Source organism: Sporomusa sp. (assembly GCF_035561255.1).
Lineage (GTDB): Bacteria > Bacillota > Negativicutes > Sporomusales > Sporomusaceae > Sporomusa.
Genome location: NZ_DATMXX010000380.1, coordinates 1 through 17385, shown reverse-complemented (window position 1 = coordinate 17385; position 17385 = coordinate 1). Strand labels below are relative to the sequence as shown.

General features: G+C 43.0%; 20 protein-coding genes. All 20 read left to right on the top strand.

Annotated features, from left to right (window positions below; translation table 11 throughout):
- Positions 1-2 precede the first annotated feature (2 nt).
- Positions 3-1262, top strand: a complete 1260-nt coding sequence (locus VN379_RS21775; protein ID WP_325537789.1) for a glycosyltransferase family 2 protein — start codon at positions 3-5, stop codon at positions 1260-1262.
- A 112-nt stretch (positions 1263-1374) separates the two neighbouring features.
- Positions 1375-1752 (top strand): 6-carboxytetrahydropterin synthase QueD, encoded by a 378-nt coding sequence (gene queD / locus VN379_RS21770; protein WP_325537787.1) that lies wholly within the window; start codon positions 1375-1377, stop codon positions 1750-1752.
- Between the two features lie 3 nt (positions 1753-1755).
- Positions 1756-2481 (top strand): 7-carboxy-7-deazaguanine synthase QueE, encoded by a 726-nt coding sequence (locus tag VN379_RS21765; RefSeq protein ID WP_325537785.1) that lies wholly within the window; start codon positions 1756-1758, stop codon positions 2479-2481.
- 19 nt (positions 2482-2500) lie between these two features.
- Entirely contained in the window at positions 2501-3259 is a 759-nt protein-coding gene (gene surE, locus VN379_RS21760) for a 5'/3'-nucleotidase SurE (RefSeq protein ID WP_325537783.1), read from the top strand.
- Between the two features lie 75 nt (positions 3260-3334).
- On the top strand, positions 3335-3751 hold the full coding sequence (locus VN379_RS21755; RefSeq protein WP_325537781.1) for a TIGR04086 family membrane protein: 417 nt from the start codon (positions 3335-3337) through the stop codon (positions 3749-3751).
- A 243-nt stretch (positions 3752-3994) separates the two neighbouring features.
- Positions 3995-4642 carry a pyrophosphatase PpaX gene (gene ppaX, locus VN379_RS21750; protein ID WP_325537779.1) on the top strand — a complete coding sequence of 216 codons (648 nt, stop codon included), beginning with the start codon at positions 3995-3997 and terminating at the stop codon, positions 4640-4642.
- Between the two features lie 15 nt (positions 4643-4657).
- Positions 4658-5449: an S-methyl-5'-thioadenosine phosphorylase gene (mtnP, locus tag VN379_RS21745; protein WP_325537777.1), complete on the top strand. Its 792-nt coding sequence runs from the start codon at positions 4658-4660 to the stop codon at positions 5447-5449.
- A 10-nt stretch (positions 5450-5459) separates the two neighbouring features.
- The gene (gene mtnA, locus VN379_RS21740) at positions 5460-6506 is read left to right on the top strand and encodes an S-methyl-5-thioribose-1-phosphate isomerase (RefSeq protein WP_325537775.1); all 1047 of its coding nucleotides are present in this window, start codon (positions 5460-5462) and stop codon (positions 6504-6506) included.
- An 18-nt stretch (positions 6507-6524) separates the two neighbouring features.
- Positions 6525-7766, top strand: coding sequence for an adenosylhomocysteinase (locus tag VN379_RS21735; RefSeq protein WP_325537773.1), 1242 nt, complete (start codon positions 6525-6527; stop codon positions 7764-7766).
- Between the two features lie 185 nt (positions 7767-7951).
- The gene (locus VN379_RS21730) at positions 7952-9241 is read left to right on the top strand and encodes an amidohydrolase (RefSeq protein ID WP_325537771.1); all 1290 of its coding nucleotides are present in this window, start codon (positions 7952-7954) and stop codon (positions 9239-9241) included.
- A gap of 111 nt (positions 9242-9352) precedes the next feature.
- Complete coding sequence (locus tag VN379_RS21725; RefSeq protein ID WP_325537769.1) at positions 9353-10519, top strand: aminotransferase class I/II-fold pyridoxal phosphate-dependent enzyme; 1167 nt, start codon at positions 9353-9355, stop codon at positions 10517-10519.
- 19 nt (positions 10520-10538) lie between these two features.
- Complete coding sequence (locus tag VN379_RS21720; protein WP_325537767.1) at positions 10539-10886, top strand: ASCH domain-containing protein; 348 nt, start codon at positions 10539-10541, stop codon at positions 10884-10886.
- A 40-nt stretch (positions 10887-10926) separates the two neighbouring features.
- Positions 10927-11499 carry a phosphate propanoyltransferase gene (gene pduL, locus VN379_RS21715; protein WP_325537765.1) on the top strand — a complete coding sequence of 191 codons (573 nt, stop codon included), beginning with the start codon at positions 10927-10929 and terminating at the stop codon, positions 11497-11499.
- Positions 11500-11598: 99 nt separating this feature from the next.
- Positions 11599-11814 (top strand): 4Fe-4S binding protein, encoded by a 216-nt coding sequence (locus tag VN379_RS21710; RefSeq protein WP_325537763.1) that lies wholly within the window; start codon positions 11599-11601, stop codon positions 11812-11814.
- Positions 11815-11819: 5 nt separating this feature from the next.
- Complete coding sequence (locus VN379_RS21705; RefSeq protein WP_325537761.1) at positions 11820-12890, top strand: 3-methyl-2-oxobutanoate dehydrogenase subunit VorB; 1071 nt, start codon at positions 11820-11822, stop codon at positions 12888-12890.
- Between the two features lie 2 nt (positions 12891-12892).
- Positions 12893-13645 (top strand): thiamine pyrophosphate-dependent enzyme, encoded by a 753-nt coding sequence (locus VN379_RS21700; RefSeq protein ID WP_325537759.1) that lies wholly within the window; start codon positions 12893-12895, stop codon positions 13643-13645.
- Positions 13642-14184 carry a 2-oxoacid:acceptor oxidoreductase family protein gene (locus VN379_RS21695; RefSeq protein ID WP_325537757.1) on the top strand — a complete coding sequence of 181 codons (543 nt, stop codon included), beginning with the start codon at positions 13642-13644 and terminating at the stop codon, positions 14182-14184. The genes VN379_RS21700 and VN379_RS21695 overlap by 4 nt, the downstream gene beginning before the upstream one ends.
- A gap of 358 nt (positions 14185-14542) precedes the next feature.
- Positions 14543-15256 (top strand): class I SAM-dependent methyltransferase, encoded by a 714-nt coding sequence (locus VN379_RS21690; RefSeq protein ID WP_325537755.1) that lies wholly within the window; start codon positions 14543-14545, stop codon positions 15254-15256.
- Positions 15257-15375: 119 nt separating this feature from the next.
- Positions 15376-16293, top strand: coding sequence for a patatin-like phospholipase family protein (locus VN379_RS21685; RefSeq protein WP_325537753.1), 918 nt, complete (start codon positions 15376-15378; stop codon positions 16291-16293).
- Between the two features lie 83 nt (positions 16294-16376).
- Positions 16377-17385: hypothetical protein (locus VN379_RS21680; RefSeq protein ID WP_325537751.1), on the top strand; the 1009-nt coding region annotated here is incomplete at its 3' end.

The following is a 17385-nucleotide window of genomic DNA, read 5'->3' as shown; positions in this document are numbered from 1 at the left end:
TAATGATTCCCATGCAACTTATTATTGTATTTTTTACATTGTACTATTTTATCATTGCATTTTTTGGAATTTGTAAAAGACATGAGGATAAAATAACAACTCCTAAAAATACATTTGCCATTATAGTTGCTGCCCATAATGAAGAACAGGTAATCGGTCAGTTGGTGGAGAATCTGCATGTACTTAATTATCCACAAGACCTTTATGACATCTATGTTGTAGCAGACAATTGCAAAGATACCACCGCTCAGATTGCTAAAAACGCTGGTGCCCTTGTGTACGAGCGTTTTAACCTTGAGCAACGAGGCAAAGGCTATGCAATGGAATGGATGTTTGAGAAGCTATTTGCTTTAAAAAAGCAATATGACGCTGTAGTGGTTTTTGACGCCGACAATCTCGTTGATCCTAATTTCCTCAGTGAAATGAACAATCGTCTGTGCAAGGGAGAAAAGGTCATTCAAGGTTATCTTAATGCAAAGAATCCTAATGATACCTGGATTGCCGCAACGTTCGCCATTTCTTTCTGGGTCGTCAATCATATTTGGCATCTAGCTAAATATAATCTAGGCTTATCAAGTGTCTTAGGTGGAACCGGGATGTGTATTTCTACCGATATCCTAAAAAAGTTTGGCTGGGGTGCTACCTGCCTTACTGAGGATATGGAATTTACCATGAAAACATTATTAATTGGTGTTCGCACTACTTGGGCACATGACGCCATAGTTTATGACGAGAAGCCACTTACTTTCATGCAATCCTGGAAACAGCGCAAGCGTTGGGCACAAGGTCACTTTGATGTTGCCGGGCGATATATCCCTAAATTATTAGTAGAGGGAATAAGGCGACGTGACATAAGAATTTTAGATGGAGTACTGCACCTTGTCCAGCCGCATTTCTTGATATTATCGACAACATTTGTTATTTTAAGCTATTTGTACCATATTGTCCCTTTCTATACTAATATTCTCTATATGGTTTTACCCATAGAAGTGTGGACCATCATTGCCATTGGCCAATACGTTTTCCCAATCATTATTTTGGCCAAAATCCGTGCTAATTGGAAGACATGGCTATACTTAATTTTTTACCCGCTCTTTGTATACAGTTGGATACCGATTACTTTCCTGGGCTTCCTGCACCGCAATGACCGGAACTGGAGCCATACTGAACATACCCGTAGCCTAAGCTATCGGGATATGTTACTAAATAATTCAGACGAGTTTACCAAGGAAAACCTCTTAAGTAAGCAAGCTATAAAATAAAGGTGAGTTCACACTCATCTTTTTTTGCATATAGTAAGATTGCCTGTACTAACTATTCAAGTATATTTCTTCGATTGCTGATAAAACCTATTAATCAGGGAGGTATTTTACCATGTATGATTTGACTATTATTGCAGAATTTGAGGCTGCACATCAGTTGCCTGATTATCCGGGCAAATGCTGCCGGTTACACGGACATAACTGGAAAGTAGAAGTCACTGTTTCCGGCCGCGAGCTTAACCGGTTAGGTATGATTATGGATTTTAAAGAACTTAAGGCCGAAGTAGGCAAAGTAATAGATAATCTTGATCACTACTATCTTAATGACCTGCCAGAATTCAAGACAATTCCCCCAACTGCTGAATATATTGCTAAATATATTTACGATACGCTTGCCGCTAATCCTGTCTTTCAGGAGAATATCAAGATTCGCTGCGTCCAAATATGGGAGTCGCCGCGTTCAGCTGTCAAATACTGTCCTCAGGGGTAAAATATGGCTAATATTATTGAAATATTTTCTTCGATTCAGGGGGAAGGCTTATATGTCGGAACTCGCCAGATATTTGTGCGCTTTGCCGGCTGCAATTTAGCCTGTGACTATTGTGATACCCCTGATTCCCGTAAGCTATGCGATCATGCTTTAGTAGAGTGTGCCCCGGGCAAGCGAATTTTTGACAAAATAGCTAACCCATTGTCTATTGATTATCTCGCACAACGAATTAATTCGCTCTTAACCATTAGACACCATTCGATTAGTTTGACCGGTGGGGAGCCGTTGGGGCAAACTGAGAGCATTATAAAGCTGGCACCTAAACTTAAAGGCCTGATATATCTTGAAACAAATGGCACTATGGTTGAGAAACTGGCCCAGGCGCTGCCCTATATACATATTATCAGTATGGACCTAAAACTGCCGAGTATCGCAGGAAAAGCATATTGGCAGGAGCATTATGAATTTTTGCGACTGGCAGCTGGCAAAGAAGTTTTTATTAAGCTGGTTATCACAGGGCAAACTGGCAGTGACGAGTTTAAACAGGCTGTTGACTTGGTGGCTTCAGTCAATAACCGTATTCCGCTCATCCTGCAGCCGGTTACCCCCTGTAATGCCTCTACAGCCGTTCAGCCGGATGCCATGCTTACTTATCAGGCAGAAGCGCTTAAACTGCTTGAAAACGTCAGGGTAATTCCACAGACCCATAAGTTTATGGGCCAATTATAATTTATTGGGAGGCTGTGCCTTGCATATACTTTTAACCAATGACGACGGTATAAATGCACCGGGAATAAAAGCCCTATGGTTGGAATTATCCCAAATTGCTAGAATTACGGTAATCGCACCTGACAGTGAGAAAAGCGCATCAAGCCAGGCAATTACTGTACATCATCCAATATGGATTGATAAACATTGTATTAATACCCCGGCAATTTGCGCCTGGAGGGTTGGCGGCACACCGACTGACTGTGTTAAGGTTGCCTTAGAGGCGCTGCTTACAGATGACCACCCTGATATAATTGTCTCAGGAATTAATCAGGGTTCAAACCTGGGAACTGACGTACTTTATTCAGGTACAGTGAGCGCCGCAATTGAAGGAGCATTACATGGACTGCCGGCTGTCGCCATGTCGCTGGACAGCTGGCAACCGTTCGATTTCGAACCTGCCGCTAAAATTGCCAGAAAAATTGTGGAAAAAATGATTAGTAAAAGTTTACCACCCAATACTTTGCTCAATGTCAATGTTCCAGCACTTGGCGAAGGTCAGCTTAGGGAAATAGTTGTCACCAAGCTTGGCGTCCGTAGCTATGAAAACACCTTTGAACGCCGCCAGGACCCCAGAGGCCGTACTTATTATTGGATGAGCGGCCGTGTATCAGAAAGTGAGAATGATCCAGACAGCGATATAGTCGCCGTAAAAAGCGGAAAAGTATCGGTTACACCGATACATTTTGATTTAACCAACTATGGCATAATAAAAGCCATAGAGGATTGGGAGCTATAAAATTATAATTAGTCCGCATATTTGGCTGTTATTTGCATAAATTTAACAATAAAGGACTGTGCAGGAGGGAGTATTATGGCCAAAGTTTCCAGACGGACAAGAAACTACCCCCAAGCTCCGCGTAATACCAATATCTCTATGGCTATTTTTAAAGGAGTAGCAGTTAGTATAGCGGTATCGCTTATTTGTGCCATATTCCTTTCGCTTATTAGCCTGATATCAGAAAATAGATTTATTGATACCTATCTTGAATATATTATGGTCGCATTAACTACAACTAGTATTTTTATCGGTAGTATCTATGCAGCCAAGCAGGTAGCTGCCAAAGGCCTGATTATCGGCTGTGCTGTTGGCATAATTTATGTGCTGTTCTCAGTGGGGATAGGTATCGAATTGGGTCAGGAACAAATATCCTGGCTCATGCTGAGTAATAAGTTTGCCGCTGGCAGTTTGGCTGGAGCACTTGGCGGATTTATTGGCGTAAATTTGTAATTTATAATAACAAATAGCAGGGATTTGGAGCAGTATCTTGAATTTTTTAGGTTAGGATTACTGCTTGTGTGTTATTTTCATTATTTAAATTAGCACATTCTAATGAAAAACGGACATTTTGGCTCATCTTTCCAATAAGCTGGCAGGCTTAAATTTTAACTTGCCAATGACCTGGGCAAAACAGGAGCCTCAAGCCAGGCTCCTGTTTTTCTGGTTACATTAACTCTATTCAGGAGGGCAACATTGAAATTCAAGGGAATTTTATTTGATCTGGATGGTACACTGATTGATACCTCTAACCTGATTGTCCGATCTTTTCAGCACACCTTTGAGCAGCATTATGGGCGGCAACTTACTCCCCAGCAAGTCTATGCTTTCTTTGGCAAGCCCCTTAGGGATGCGATGGAGCATTATGGACCTGATAAGGTTGAAGCTTTAATTAAAACCTACAGAGAATTCAATCTGGTTCACCATGATAAACTGACAACTGGTTTTGACGGTGTAGCTGAAACTATTCAAAAGCTGTATAATGAGGGCATACTACTGGCAATTGTTACTTCAAAGACAAAAAGTACAGCCATAAGGGGGCTTCGCCTGTTTAACATGGACAAATATTTCGCTATTGTTATCGGTCACGAGGAATGCGCAAAACATAAGCCTGATCCAGAACCGGTACAGTTGGCACTGGAACAGATTAAGCTTGCGCCGTCCGAATGTCTAATGATAGGGGACAGTCCTTTCGACTTGGCAAGCGCGCGCGCAGCAGGGGTTAAAACAGCTGCTGTCCGTTGGACTCAGCTGGCTTGGAAAGACCTGCTGGCCGAGCAGCCCGATTATATACTTAACACCATTGAAGATTTACTTGGTATATGTGGCATAGAAAATAAATAGGCAGGGTGATAAAATATGAAGATTGCCATCATTGGTGGAACCGGCGTATACGACCCACGAATCTTGGACAATATCCGTGATCAGGAGATTGCTACCCCTTACGGCGTAGTGCGCTTTAAAAGTGGCGAATATGCCGGTAAAGATGTTGCATTTATTCCACGTCATGGCAGCAGCCATTCTATCCCACCGCATTTAATTAATTACCGGGCTAATATCTGGGCGATAAAGAAGCTTGGCGTGCAAAATATTATTGCGACAACAGCAGTAGGTTCACTTAACCTGGACATGAAACCAGGTGATTTTGTGCTCATTGACCAGTTTCTTGATTTTGTTAAAAATCGGACAACAACTTTTTACGAAGGTGGCGACCGTGGCGTAGTTCATGTTGATGTAACAACGCCGTATTGCCCGACAGTGCGCAATGTATTAACCACAGCGGCCCAAAACCTTGGTATATCGATTCACCAGCAGGGCACCTATGTGTGCACTGAAGGTCCACGGTTTGAAACACCGGCCGAGATTAAGATGTTTGCTAAATTTGGCGGTGACGTAGTAGGCATGACAAATGTCCCTGAGGTGGTTTTAGCCCGCGAGGCTGAAATGTGTTATGCTACTGTTTCCATGGTTACTAACTTTGCCGCCGGGATCTCGCCCCAGCCCTTGACCCATCATGAAGTACTGGAAACAATGCAAGGCAACGCTGAAAACATCAAGCAGCTCATTATGGCCGCAATATCACAGTTAGATACTGAGACTGACTGTACTTGCAAGCACGCGCTGGCTGAATACGGCGGCTTTAAATTGTAAGGAGGAATGGTTGATGCGGTCTGTCGTTTGGTCAAATAACTGTTTAACCCTGTTGAATCAGACTTTATTGCCAACAAAACTTGAATATATCGAGTGTTATGACTGGCGACGCGCGGCTGAAGCCATCAGACGGCTTGAAGTACGCGGCGCTCCGGCCATTGGGGCGGCGGCGGCTTTTGCTTTAGTACTGGGAGCCCGTGAACTTACAGGACTTGCCACTAACGAGTTTAAGCATAAATTATTAGCAACGGCTGAAGCACTGCGTCAGACTAGACCAACAGCCGTTAACTTATTTTGGGCTATTGACCGTATGCTTAATGTTATCACTCGATTACCTGAATCCACCGATTCGGCCACTGCAATCGCAGCTCTGGAGCAGGAAGCCATTGTCATTGCGAAAGAAGACCAGGCTGTTAACGAGCAAATGGCGACATATGGTGCGAGTTTATTTACGACTCCCACATCTGTACTAACCCATTGTAATGCCGGTGCGTTAGCCACTGTCGCCCTTGGAACAGCACTGGGGGTAATTCGCAAGGCTTGGTCTCAGGGGAATATTACCGGGGTTTTTGCTGATGAAACCCGGCCACTGCTTCAGGGTGCCAGGCTGACAGCCTGGGAGCTGATGCAAGATGGTATTCCGGTCACATTGATTACTGATAATATGGCTGGCTGGGTAATGAAGAACCAAATGGTACACGCAGTCATCGTTGGTGCGGACCGAATCGCTTTAAACGGCGATGTTGCCAATAAAATAGGGACATACAGCGTAGCTATCCTGGCAAAAGAACATGGAATACCGTTTTATGTAGCTGCACCGGTATCCACTTTTGATTTCACCATAAGCAGTGGCTCTGATATTCCAATAGAAGAACGGTGTGCAAGCGAAGTCACATCATTAGGCGGCAATTGTGTGGCACCGGCGGGGGTAAAGGTGTTTAATCCAGCATTTGATGTCACATCACACACTATGATATCTGCGATTATCACTGAATATGGTATATTACGAGCTCCCTACCAAGAGTCTATTAGTCAATTGTCAAAAATGCGTAAGTAAGGGAAGGAGATTAAAACTATGGAATCTATTGTTCGTAACATTGCCTTAGCCCCTCAGGGGATGGATAAAATAAACTGGGTTAAAGAGTTTATGCCTGTGCTCAACGTTTTGAATGAGGAACTATCTCAAACAAAACCTTTAGCCGGCAAAAATCTGGTTATCACTATGCATTTGGAGGCAAAGACGGCCTATCTGGCCATTGTTCTCAAAAATGCCGGGGCAAATGTGGCTGTAACCGGCAGTAATCCACTATCAACACAGGACGATGTGGCTGCAGCCTTAGCGTCCCAAGGTGTTAAAGTCTTTGCCTGGTACAACACTACTGCTGCAGAATATGAAGATTTTTTACATAAAGCGCTTGATACCAAACCTGATATTATTGTTGATGATGGCGGTGATCTGGTATCTTTATTACATGGCGAGCGAAGCGAATTAGCCGCAAATATCCTTGGGGGTTCTGAGGAAACAACTACCGGTGTTCTGCGCCTGAGGGCCTTAGCAGATTCCGGGCGGCTGAAATTTCCTATGATAGCCGTCAATGATGCGTATTGCAAATATTTGTTCGACAACCGTTACGGTACCGGCCAGTCAACCTGGGACGGGATCATGAGAACTACTAACCTTACGGTGACTGGCAAGACAGTGGTAGTTGCCGGTTATGGCTGGTGTGGTAAAGGGGTGGCTATGCGCGCTAAAGGCCTGGGAGCAAACGTTATTGTTACTGAAATTGATCCTATTAAAGCTATTGAGGCTGTATTTGATGGCTTTACAGTATTACCGATGCAGGATGCCGCGTCTCGTGGAGATATTTTTGTTACGCTGACAGGCTGTAAAGATGTTATCCGTCGTGAACACATGGAAATTATGAAACCGGGTGCAATCATGGCAAATGCAGGTCATTTTGATGTCGAAATTAACAAAGATGATCTGTCTGCATTAGCTAAAAGCCGCAAAACTGTACGTAAAAATATCGAAGAATTTGTTATGGAAGATGACCGCAAATTATACCTGCTGGCTGAAGGCCGTTTAGTTAACCTGGCAGCAGGGGACGGGCACCCAACAGAGATTATGGACTTATCCTTCGCAATGCAAACCCTGGCTGTACTCCATATTGCCGGTAAGCACGCTGAATTAGACAACAAAGTATATACTGTAACGGCTGAGATGGATCAAAGAGTCGCCGATCTCAAGCTAAAAGCCATGGGCTTTAGCATTGACCGACTTACCCCTGATCAGCATGAGTATCTCCATAAAGCCTAGTACCTTATCAGCCCTAATCCAGTGAATACTGACGGTCTATTTTCCGCAACCCTTCGTTGTCGTCAGTCAGCATACGTCCGGTATGCCTCCCTCCTCCGCCTTGGTTTGCGAAAAATATCCTCGCCATTATTCTACCGTTTTAGAGCTAACAAGGTACTAGTACAAAGCGCAAGGGAGGCATATAAATGGTAAATATTCTTCTTAAAGGTGGCGATGTACTCTGCGCCGATGGCCAAGTACGCCAAACCGACATTGCTATTACTGGCTCAGTCATTACGCAAATCGGTATTGTCACTGATCATGCTGAACGGATCATTAACTGCCAGGATAAGCTCATAATTCCTGGTTTTGTCAATACCCATACCCATGCAGCTATGTCACTGTTTCGAAGCTATGCAGATGATATGATGCTTATGGACTGGCTAAAAACAAAGATTTGGCCTGCCGAGGAGAACCTGACAGCAGAGGATGTGTATTGGGGATCACTTTTAGCAATCGCAGAAATGCTCAAAACAGGCACAACCTGTTTTGCAGACATGTACTTTTTTATGCCTGAAGTCGCTAAAGCGGTGGCAGAGAGTGGTATTCGCGCCGTATTGTCACGCGGTATGGCTGGAGTTGCACCTACAGCCAATCAGGCATTGGCTGAAAGCGAAAACTTTTACAAAGAATGGCATTTGGCCGCTAATGGCAGAATTACGGTTATGCTCGGACCACACGCACCTTATACATGCCCACCTGATTATCTTAAGAAAGTAACCGCTTTAGCTGAAAAATTAGGCTCCCAAATACATATCCATTTATCTGAAACTGCTGGCGAGGTAGCTGATTGTCAAAAACAATATGGGAAATCGCCTATCGCTTTAATGGAAGAGCTAGGCGTCCTGGATCATGGTGTTTTAGCTGCACACTGCGTTCACGTATCGCCTGACGATATTGCGATTATGAAGAATAAGAACATACGAGTGGCTCACAATCCGGGCAGTAATATGAAATTAGCCAGTGGCGTCGCTCCAATACCCGACATGCTTAATGCGGGGATTTGTGTTGGGCTGGGGACTGATGGCGCAGCAAGCAATAATAACCTGGATATGCTTGAAGAGTTACGTTTAGCTGCAATGCTACACAAGGTTCATCGCCTTGACCCGTTGGCTATTCCTGCTAAAACAGCAGTAGATATGGCTACTTCTCAAGGCGCTAATGCCTTAGGCCTAAACAAAGCAACTGGTAAATTGGAGGTCACTTACAAAGCGGACATAACTGTCTTTGATATGCAGGAGCCACATTGGCATCCGCGCCACGACCGCTTATCCCTTTTGACTTATGCCGCCGGTGCACGTGATGTCCATACTGTAATTGTCGATGGTAAAGTACTGCTGGATAATCGTCAATTGACTACAATAGACCAGGAACGTCTTATTGCCGAAGCTGACCGGAGAGGTATGCGTTTAGTAAGTCAGACCAATTTGAAATAAAATTAATTTTTTTGCCTCTTAGCCAACAGGAATTGCCTTATTTATATTGAATATTAAAATTAACCGCGTTTGTCCAGGTCTCATTAAGTAAGGCGATATTGGAGGGGCAACATGTTTGATCAATCCGAGCGTATGCAGGCCTTAACATCAGCCATTTTTACGCAAGTTGATGATATGCGCAAGACCGAAATTGCCGCTGGTAAAGACGTTATTACCCTAAGTATTGGCAGTCCTGATATGGCACCAGCGCCACATATTGTTAAAGCACTGAAAGATTCTGTCGATTGCTGCTTTAACTACGGATACACTTTATCCAAAGGAGTGCCTGATCTCTTAAGCGCCATCGCTGGCTGGTACAATACTAAATTCGGTGTTAAACTAAACCCGGAAACGGAAATCCACTCACTGATTGGGTCACAAGATGGTTTAGCGCACATATCATTATGTTTGATAAACCCTGGTGATGTGGTACTTATTCCAGATCCAGGCTATCCAATTTTCAGTGCCGGTCCGCTTATTGCCGGTGCTGAGCTCTATAAAATGCCGCTGACGCCGGAAAATAACTATCTGCCAGACTTAGCAGCCATTGATGAAACCATATTAAAGCGGGCCAAAATCATGATATTAAATTATCCTAATAATCCACTGGCGGCTACAGCACCCCGGAGCTTTCTGGAACAGGTAGTGGCGTTTGCCAAACGCTATAACATTCTTGTCTGTTATGATTTTGCTTATAGTGACCTGGTTTTTGATGATTACCGGCCTGATAGTTTTTTGTCCATTCCCGGTGCAAAAGATATCGCAATAGAATTTAATTCTCTTTCTAAAACCTATAATATGGCGGGCTGCCGAGTTGGTTATGTTGTAGGTAATGCCCACATAATATCTCTTCTCGGGCGTTTAAAATCCAATTTCGACTATGGTATTTTTTATCCGCTCCAGCAAGCTGCCATAGCTGCCCTGACCGGGTCTCAGAATTGTGTTGCTGAGACCGCTGCAGCCTATCAGAGACGCCGTGATATTATTGTTGACGGTTTCTCGGAGATAGGTTGGGTTGCAGACCGTCCTAAGGCTTCAATGTATGTGTGGGCGCCGGTTCCCACTAAGCAGTCCTCCTATGACTTCACAGTCTCACTGTTAAAAAATACCGGGGTAGCTGTTATTCCCGGCAGCGCTTTTGGTGCTTGCGGTGAAGGCTATGTACGCATAGCGTTGGTTCAGCCTGAACAAAGGCTGTCTGAAGCTGTAACTAGAATAAGAAAGTGGCTAAAACCATAATAAATAGGGGGATTCTGGGATGAGGGCATTGAATTTTTATTCGTCTAACTATCACAGCCAATTAGTTTGTCGCCGCAAAATATGTACGATTAGGCTTGGGGATAAGACCAATAAATATTCAGAAGGCGATATCGTATGGGTAACTGTAGGCAAACGGTTCTCCCAAAAGAAACGAATCTTTACTGCAGCTATTGACCGTGTTTTGGTAAAACCGATTTCCCAATTGACTCTCCATGATTTGCAGGGAGAGAATCCGGATCTTACCAGTATCGATGAACTATTGGTTTTTTTGCAGTCTATCTATAATAAAACCTTAACCAATAGTGACATTGTAACTGTAGTATATTTTTCGGAGGTTATTGAATAGCTGGTATAATATAATTTAATATAAAAGGAGTGCATTTTTTATGTCTAAATCAATTCCTGTAGGTATTTCAGCCCGTCACTTGCATGTATCCCGTGAGCATCTTGATATCTTATTTGGTGTGGGATATCAACTCACTGTTAAAAAGGATCTGTCTCAACCTGGTCAGTTTGCTTGTGAAGAGCAAGTTGATCTAGTTACTGAAAAGGGTTCTTTTAAAAAAGTACGTATACTTGGCCCAGAGCGTAAACAAACTCAAATTGAAATTGCTCTGACTGATGCGCTTAAGCTCGGTATTAATCCACCAGTGCGTGATTCCGGCGATTTAAAAGGGTCACCTGGATTGACCCTTGTTGGCCCTAAAGGCGAAGTAAAACTGGAGGAAGGCGTTATTGCTGCTTGCCGCCATATTCATATGACTACTGCCGATGCAGCCGAATTAGGTTTAAAGGATAAAGATGTTGTACAAGTCCGCTGTACTGGCGAGCGAGGCCTCATTTATGATAACGTTTTAGCAAGGGTAAGTGACAGCTTTAAGCTCGAATGTCACCTAGACACAGATGAAGGAAACGCTGCCAAGATTAATACCGGCAATACGGTGGAAATTGTAAAATAGAAATAATTTTTATTAATTTAACCCCGTGTTGTAGGACATGGGGTTGACTTTTTGTATACTGGATATAATGTCCCTATACATGTTAAGGAGGGAACTATAGTGCCAAAACCATTTTTCAACGAAGAGCGTTGTAAAGGATGCGAATTATGTACAGTAGCATGTCCTCACAAAATTGTAGTTCTTGCTAACAGGTTTAACAGCAAAGGTTACCGGCCAGCTACTTGTATCGACGAGACTAAATGTGTTGGATGTGCACTCTGTGCCAAGACCTGCCCGGATATTGTCATTGAGATTCATAAAGACAAAGGAGAGTGATTCTAATGGCAGAAAAGATATTAATGAAAGGCAATGAGGCTATTGGTGAAGCTGCTATTGTTGCCGGGTGCCGGCACTATTTTGGCTATCCAATAACACCGCAAACAGAACTGACTGAATATATGTCCAAACGCATGCCGCAGATTAATGGCGTATTTCTCCAGGCAGAAAGTGAAGTTGCTGCTATTAACATGGTATATGGTGCCGCAGGTGCTGGTGCCAGGGTAATGACCTCATCCTCAAGCCCTGGGATAAGCCTCAAAATGGAAGGAATCTCTTACATTGCCGGTGCCGAGCTTCCGAGTGTTATTGTAAATATAATGCGCGGTGGCCCAGGTTTAGGAGGCATTCAACCAGCTCAGTCAGATTACTTTCAAGCGACTAAAGGGGGCGGGCATGGCGACTACCGCACCATAGTGCTTGCACCTAACTCAGTCCAGGAAATGGTTGATACAACAATCCTGGCATTTGATCTTGCAGATAGATATCGCACACCTGTCATGCTGTTAGGTGATGGGGCATTGGGCCAAATGATGGAACCGGTAGAATTTAGTCCTCCCAATACTAAACAAATTGCCAAACCATGGGCTGCAACAGGCCTTAGAGGGCGTACTGAACCTAATATTGTTAATTCACTTCATCTTCAGCCTGAGAAGTTGGAATTACACAATATCCATCTGCAAAAAAAATACGCCGAAATTACTGCTAATGAAGTACGATATGAAGAATTGTATACAGATGACGCAGAGCTTATAGTTGTAGCCTATGGCATCACCTCACGTATTGCTCGCTCGTCCCTCGAAAAAGCGCGTAGTGAAGGCCTGAAGGTTGGTATGTTGCGACCGATTACACTATGGCCATTCCCTGAAAAACCACTTGCCGCATTAGCTGCTGGCAAGGCCTCGGCTTTTCTTACCCTTGAGCTCAGCGCTGGCCAAATGATCGAAGATGTACGGTTAGCGGTTAATGGAGCTAAACCAGTGCATTTCTATGGCCGCTCAGGTGGTATGATCCCTAGCACCAAGGAAGTATATGAGCAGATTGCCAATATATTCAAAGGGAAGGAGGGAAGATAACCATGTCGGAGAAAATATTTTCCAGGCCCAAAGGGCTAAAAGATGTTCCCTTTCATTACTGCCCAGGCTGCCATCACGGCATAATTCACCGTCTGGTTGCCGAAGTACTTGATGAACTTGATGTACGGGATAAAGCAATAGGTGTAGCTCCTGTTGGCTGCTCAGTACTGGCTTACGAATATTTTAACTTTGATGCATTTGAAGCTGCCCATGGCCGGGCACCAGCTGTAGCTACCGGTGTAAAGCGGGTTCATCCTGATGCTGTTGTTTTTACTTATCAAGGGGATGGTGATTTAGCAGCAATTGGTTGTGCTGAGATTGTCCATGCAGCTGCCAGAGGTGAGAAGATCACTACTATTTTCGTCAATAATGCGATCTATGGTATGACTGGCGGTCAAATGGCTCCAACAACCTTGATCGGGCAAGTTACTAACACTTCACCTTATGGTCGAAGCGCCGAATCAACCGGATATCCAATTAAGGTTTCAGAGATGTTAGCCACCCTTGAAGGTGCCAAATTCATTGCCCGCGTAGCCATCAATACTCCTGGCAACATGGCTAAAGCCAAGGCAGCAATCAAGAAAGCTTTTCAATTGCAAATAAGCGGGGAAGGCTTTGGCTTAGTTGAAATATTATCAACATGTCCGACTAACTGGGGTATGAGTCCGATTGAGGCTGCTAAATGGATTGAAGAAGACATGATTCCCTATTACCCGTTAGGTGTCTATAAAACATCGGAGGGGGTAATGAAATGACCCATGAAATAATCATGGCGGGTTTTGGCGGGCAGGGCGTAATGCTTATGGGCCAACTATTAACCTATGCCGGTATGATTGATAACAAGCAAGTATCATGGATTCCATCATATGGACCTGAGATGAGGGGTGGTACAGCAAACTGCTCAGTGATTATTTCTGGTGAACCTATTGGTGCACCGATTGTTTCTGAGCCTAACCTGGTTATTGCCATGAATTTACCATCACTTGATAAATTTGAACCACAGCTACAATCAGGCGGCATACTTATTATCAATAGTTCACTCATTGAACGGGGGGCAGACCGTACCGACGTTACAGCTTACCAAGTCCCAGCCAATGAGATCGCCGCTGAAATTGGCAACACTAAAACAGCCAATATGGTTATGCTCGGTGCAATTATTGGTGCAGCTGAAGTAGTAACAACTGATGCTGTGTTGAAAGCCTTTGCCAAAATGTTTGCTAAAAAGCCGGAGCTAGTGGCAATTAACGAAATCGCTATCCGTCGTGGTATAAAATATATAAAAGACGGCAACTAGAATAGGAACTGCCTGGAGATAACTAGGCAGTTCTTTATTTGAGAATTAATTTACAAAATTAAGGGGAAGGATTTTTAGATGAAAGTAGCGAACTTTTATTAAATATTCAATTATCGTTAGCGCTACTTCGCGTATACAGCAAAGTTAAACAAGAATCTTATTTAGAGACATAGTTTTATTCGTTACGTCAGTGATAGAGTTATGTTAGTACCAAAGATCATTGTTACTCTTGCCCACATAATTGCCGAATGAATAAGGAAGGCTATTGCTGTATCTATTTCCAGACAGCAATAACAGTCATTAAATCACAAAACACAAGAGAATTTTCTATGAAAAGAATGTTACGGTGGTGTCAAAAGTGACTCATGAAACCTTAGGTGATTTTAAATCGTATTCCTTAGCTGGTACAGACCAAGAAGTACGATTTATTTCCAGTGTTCTTAATTTAAAAAGTGGTGAGTCTATTTTAGATTTGTATTGTGGTTACGGACGCCACGCAATAGAACTGGCCAAACAAGGATTTAATGTTACCGGTGTCGATGCTACTCAGGATTTTCTGGATATTGCAGTCCAGAAAGCGCAAGAGGCCCTGGTCAACGTTACTTTTAAGCAGCAAGACATGCGCGAACTTGATTACGACCAACAGTTTGCTGCTATTATTAATATGTTTGCTGCTTTCGGTTACTTCACGGATGATGAAAACGCAAATATCATAAAACTTATTGCCAATGCTTTAAAACCCCGCGGTTTATTCCTGATAGACTTGTTAAACAGGGATTGGATGGTGCGTAATAATTTAAACCGCTACTGGCGACATCCTAATGGTGAGTATGTTCTTTCTTATAAAGTACAGTTAGAAAATGGAATTGCGACTATGAAACGGCAACTTATTAACCAGATTACTGGCACAAAGATTCAATACGATTTCATCTTAAGGGCTTATTCTCTGCCTGAGATGGCCAATATATTTAGCAATAGCGGGCTATCAATCATCGAAACTTATGGCGGATTTGATGGGCGCTCCTATAGCTCAGAGACTCCGCGTATGATAATTCTTGCAAAAAAAGATTAAACGATAAGATAACTAAACGGAGAAAAGAGACGATAGTCTCTTTTTTTTTACTTTAATTATCACCTACCACTGCTCATTCATAACATAATAGAGGATGGAATGTGCGAGGTGAAATAGCAATGATTGTCACCATCAATAATCTACAGCGCGGCCTTCGGCCAAAAATAGGTTTGGCCTTAAGCGGAGGCGGGTTAAGAGGCATCTCTCATATCGGAGTACTTAAAGCACTGACTGATCATAACATACCTGTTGATTATATTGCCGGTACCAGTGCTGGTGCAATAGTAGCTACAATGTATGCGTGCGGTTATTCGCCACAACAAATGCAGTCAATTATCCATGATGTTGATATTCATGATTTAATTGATCTAAAAGTAACATCTGCTGATTTATTTAAACATGGTTTTAAATGGCTGATGAGCGGAAAATTCCGATTTTGGTCAGTTTTGCCTACCGGCTTGATAAAAGGGGAGAAGATTGAAGACTTATTAAAAAAATTATGGAGTCAGCGGACAGTTCGTGATACAAAAATACCTTTAGCAATCACTGCAGTCGATATAACTTCATCAGATACCGTTTTCTTTACATCCCCGCTACCGCCTAATCGAGCTATTCCAAACGCCCGGTATTATCACAATGCTTTGTTGTATGAAGCCGTACGGGCCAGTATCTCTATACCCGGAGTTTTTTTCCCAAAGAAATATCGCGGAATGACATTAGTAGATGGGGCCGTAAAAAATAATCTACCTACAGATATTTTAAATCATATGGGTGCTGATAAGATTATTGCAGTCGATTTAGGCTATTCAGGCCAACCAAATTATGAAACTAACTCTGTGGGCGAAATACTGATGCAATGCATTGAAATTATGGGCAGGGAAGTTACCCTGATTAAATCAGAGCAGTATGCAAATGTAATCATCAGGCCCCAGGCTTATGATTTAAATCAAAAAAATCTGAGTCAAACCAATGAATTTATTAAACGTGGTTATCATGCCACAATTAATAAAATTAGTGAAATTAGAGATTTACTATAATAAGGTTTAGTTGCCTGCTCATTTTACCCTGCATATCATACATTATCTAACATATGATATGCAGGGGCGAGGAGGGCACGAAGATGAATAAAAAAGACATACCGGCAATATTTCGTCAACTTTTAAAATTAGACACTCACGCAAATAATATTGTCGGGGTTGGGCAAGGACAAAAATATATTCGTGGTAAAAATACAGGACAGGAAGCCCTTACTATATTAGTAAAAAAGAAGTATCAAAACTCTGATTTGCGAAATGGTGCAGCTTTACCAAGAATAATGGACAATACACTAACTGATATAATAGAGGTTGGCGATATTCGACTACTAGGTGAACGAATGGGGTATAATCGTCCGGCCCAACCAGGAATGAGCCTTGGGCATTATAAGATTTCGGCAGGGACATTTGGTGCAGTCGTTAAAGACAAAGATACCGGTGAGTTACTCATATTATCTAATAATCATGTCTTAGCAAATATTACTGATGGTACTGACGGACGTTCTTCAATCGGTGACGCTATCATCCAACCAGGTATATATGATGGTGGAAAACCAGAAGAATGTACCATTGCCCAGCTGCACAGATTCGTGCCGCTATATCGGGCAACAAGATCACCACACTGTAAAATTGCCAAAACCTTTGAGATGATACTTAATACATGTATTCACCTCCTCCGGCCGCAATATCAAGTCCAGGTAGTGCGTGAAAGCGAAAAACTTAATCTTGTAGATTGTGCCGTGGCAGCCCCGCTAGATACTGCGGCAATACGTGCCGAGATTTTAGAATTTGGCTCAGTCGCCGGCATAAAAGAAGCAACCCCCGGTTTACCCATAAAAAAGAGTGGGAGGACTACCGGCGTAACTTATAGTCAGGTATTAGCTACCAATGTAACCTTCAAAATCGCGATGAGTAACCAAGAGTATGGGATATTTAGCGATCAGATTCTAGCAGGTCCAATGAGTATGCCTGGAGATAGCGGTTCTTTGATCCTGACCAATGACAATTACGCTATAGGCCTATTATTTGCCGGCTCAGAACAAGCAACAATGTTTAATAAGATCACCCATGTACTGGATAAGCTCAATGTCACTT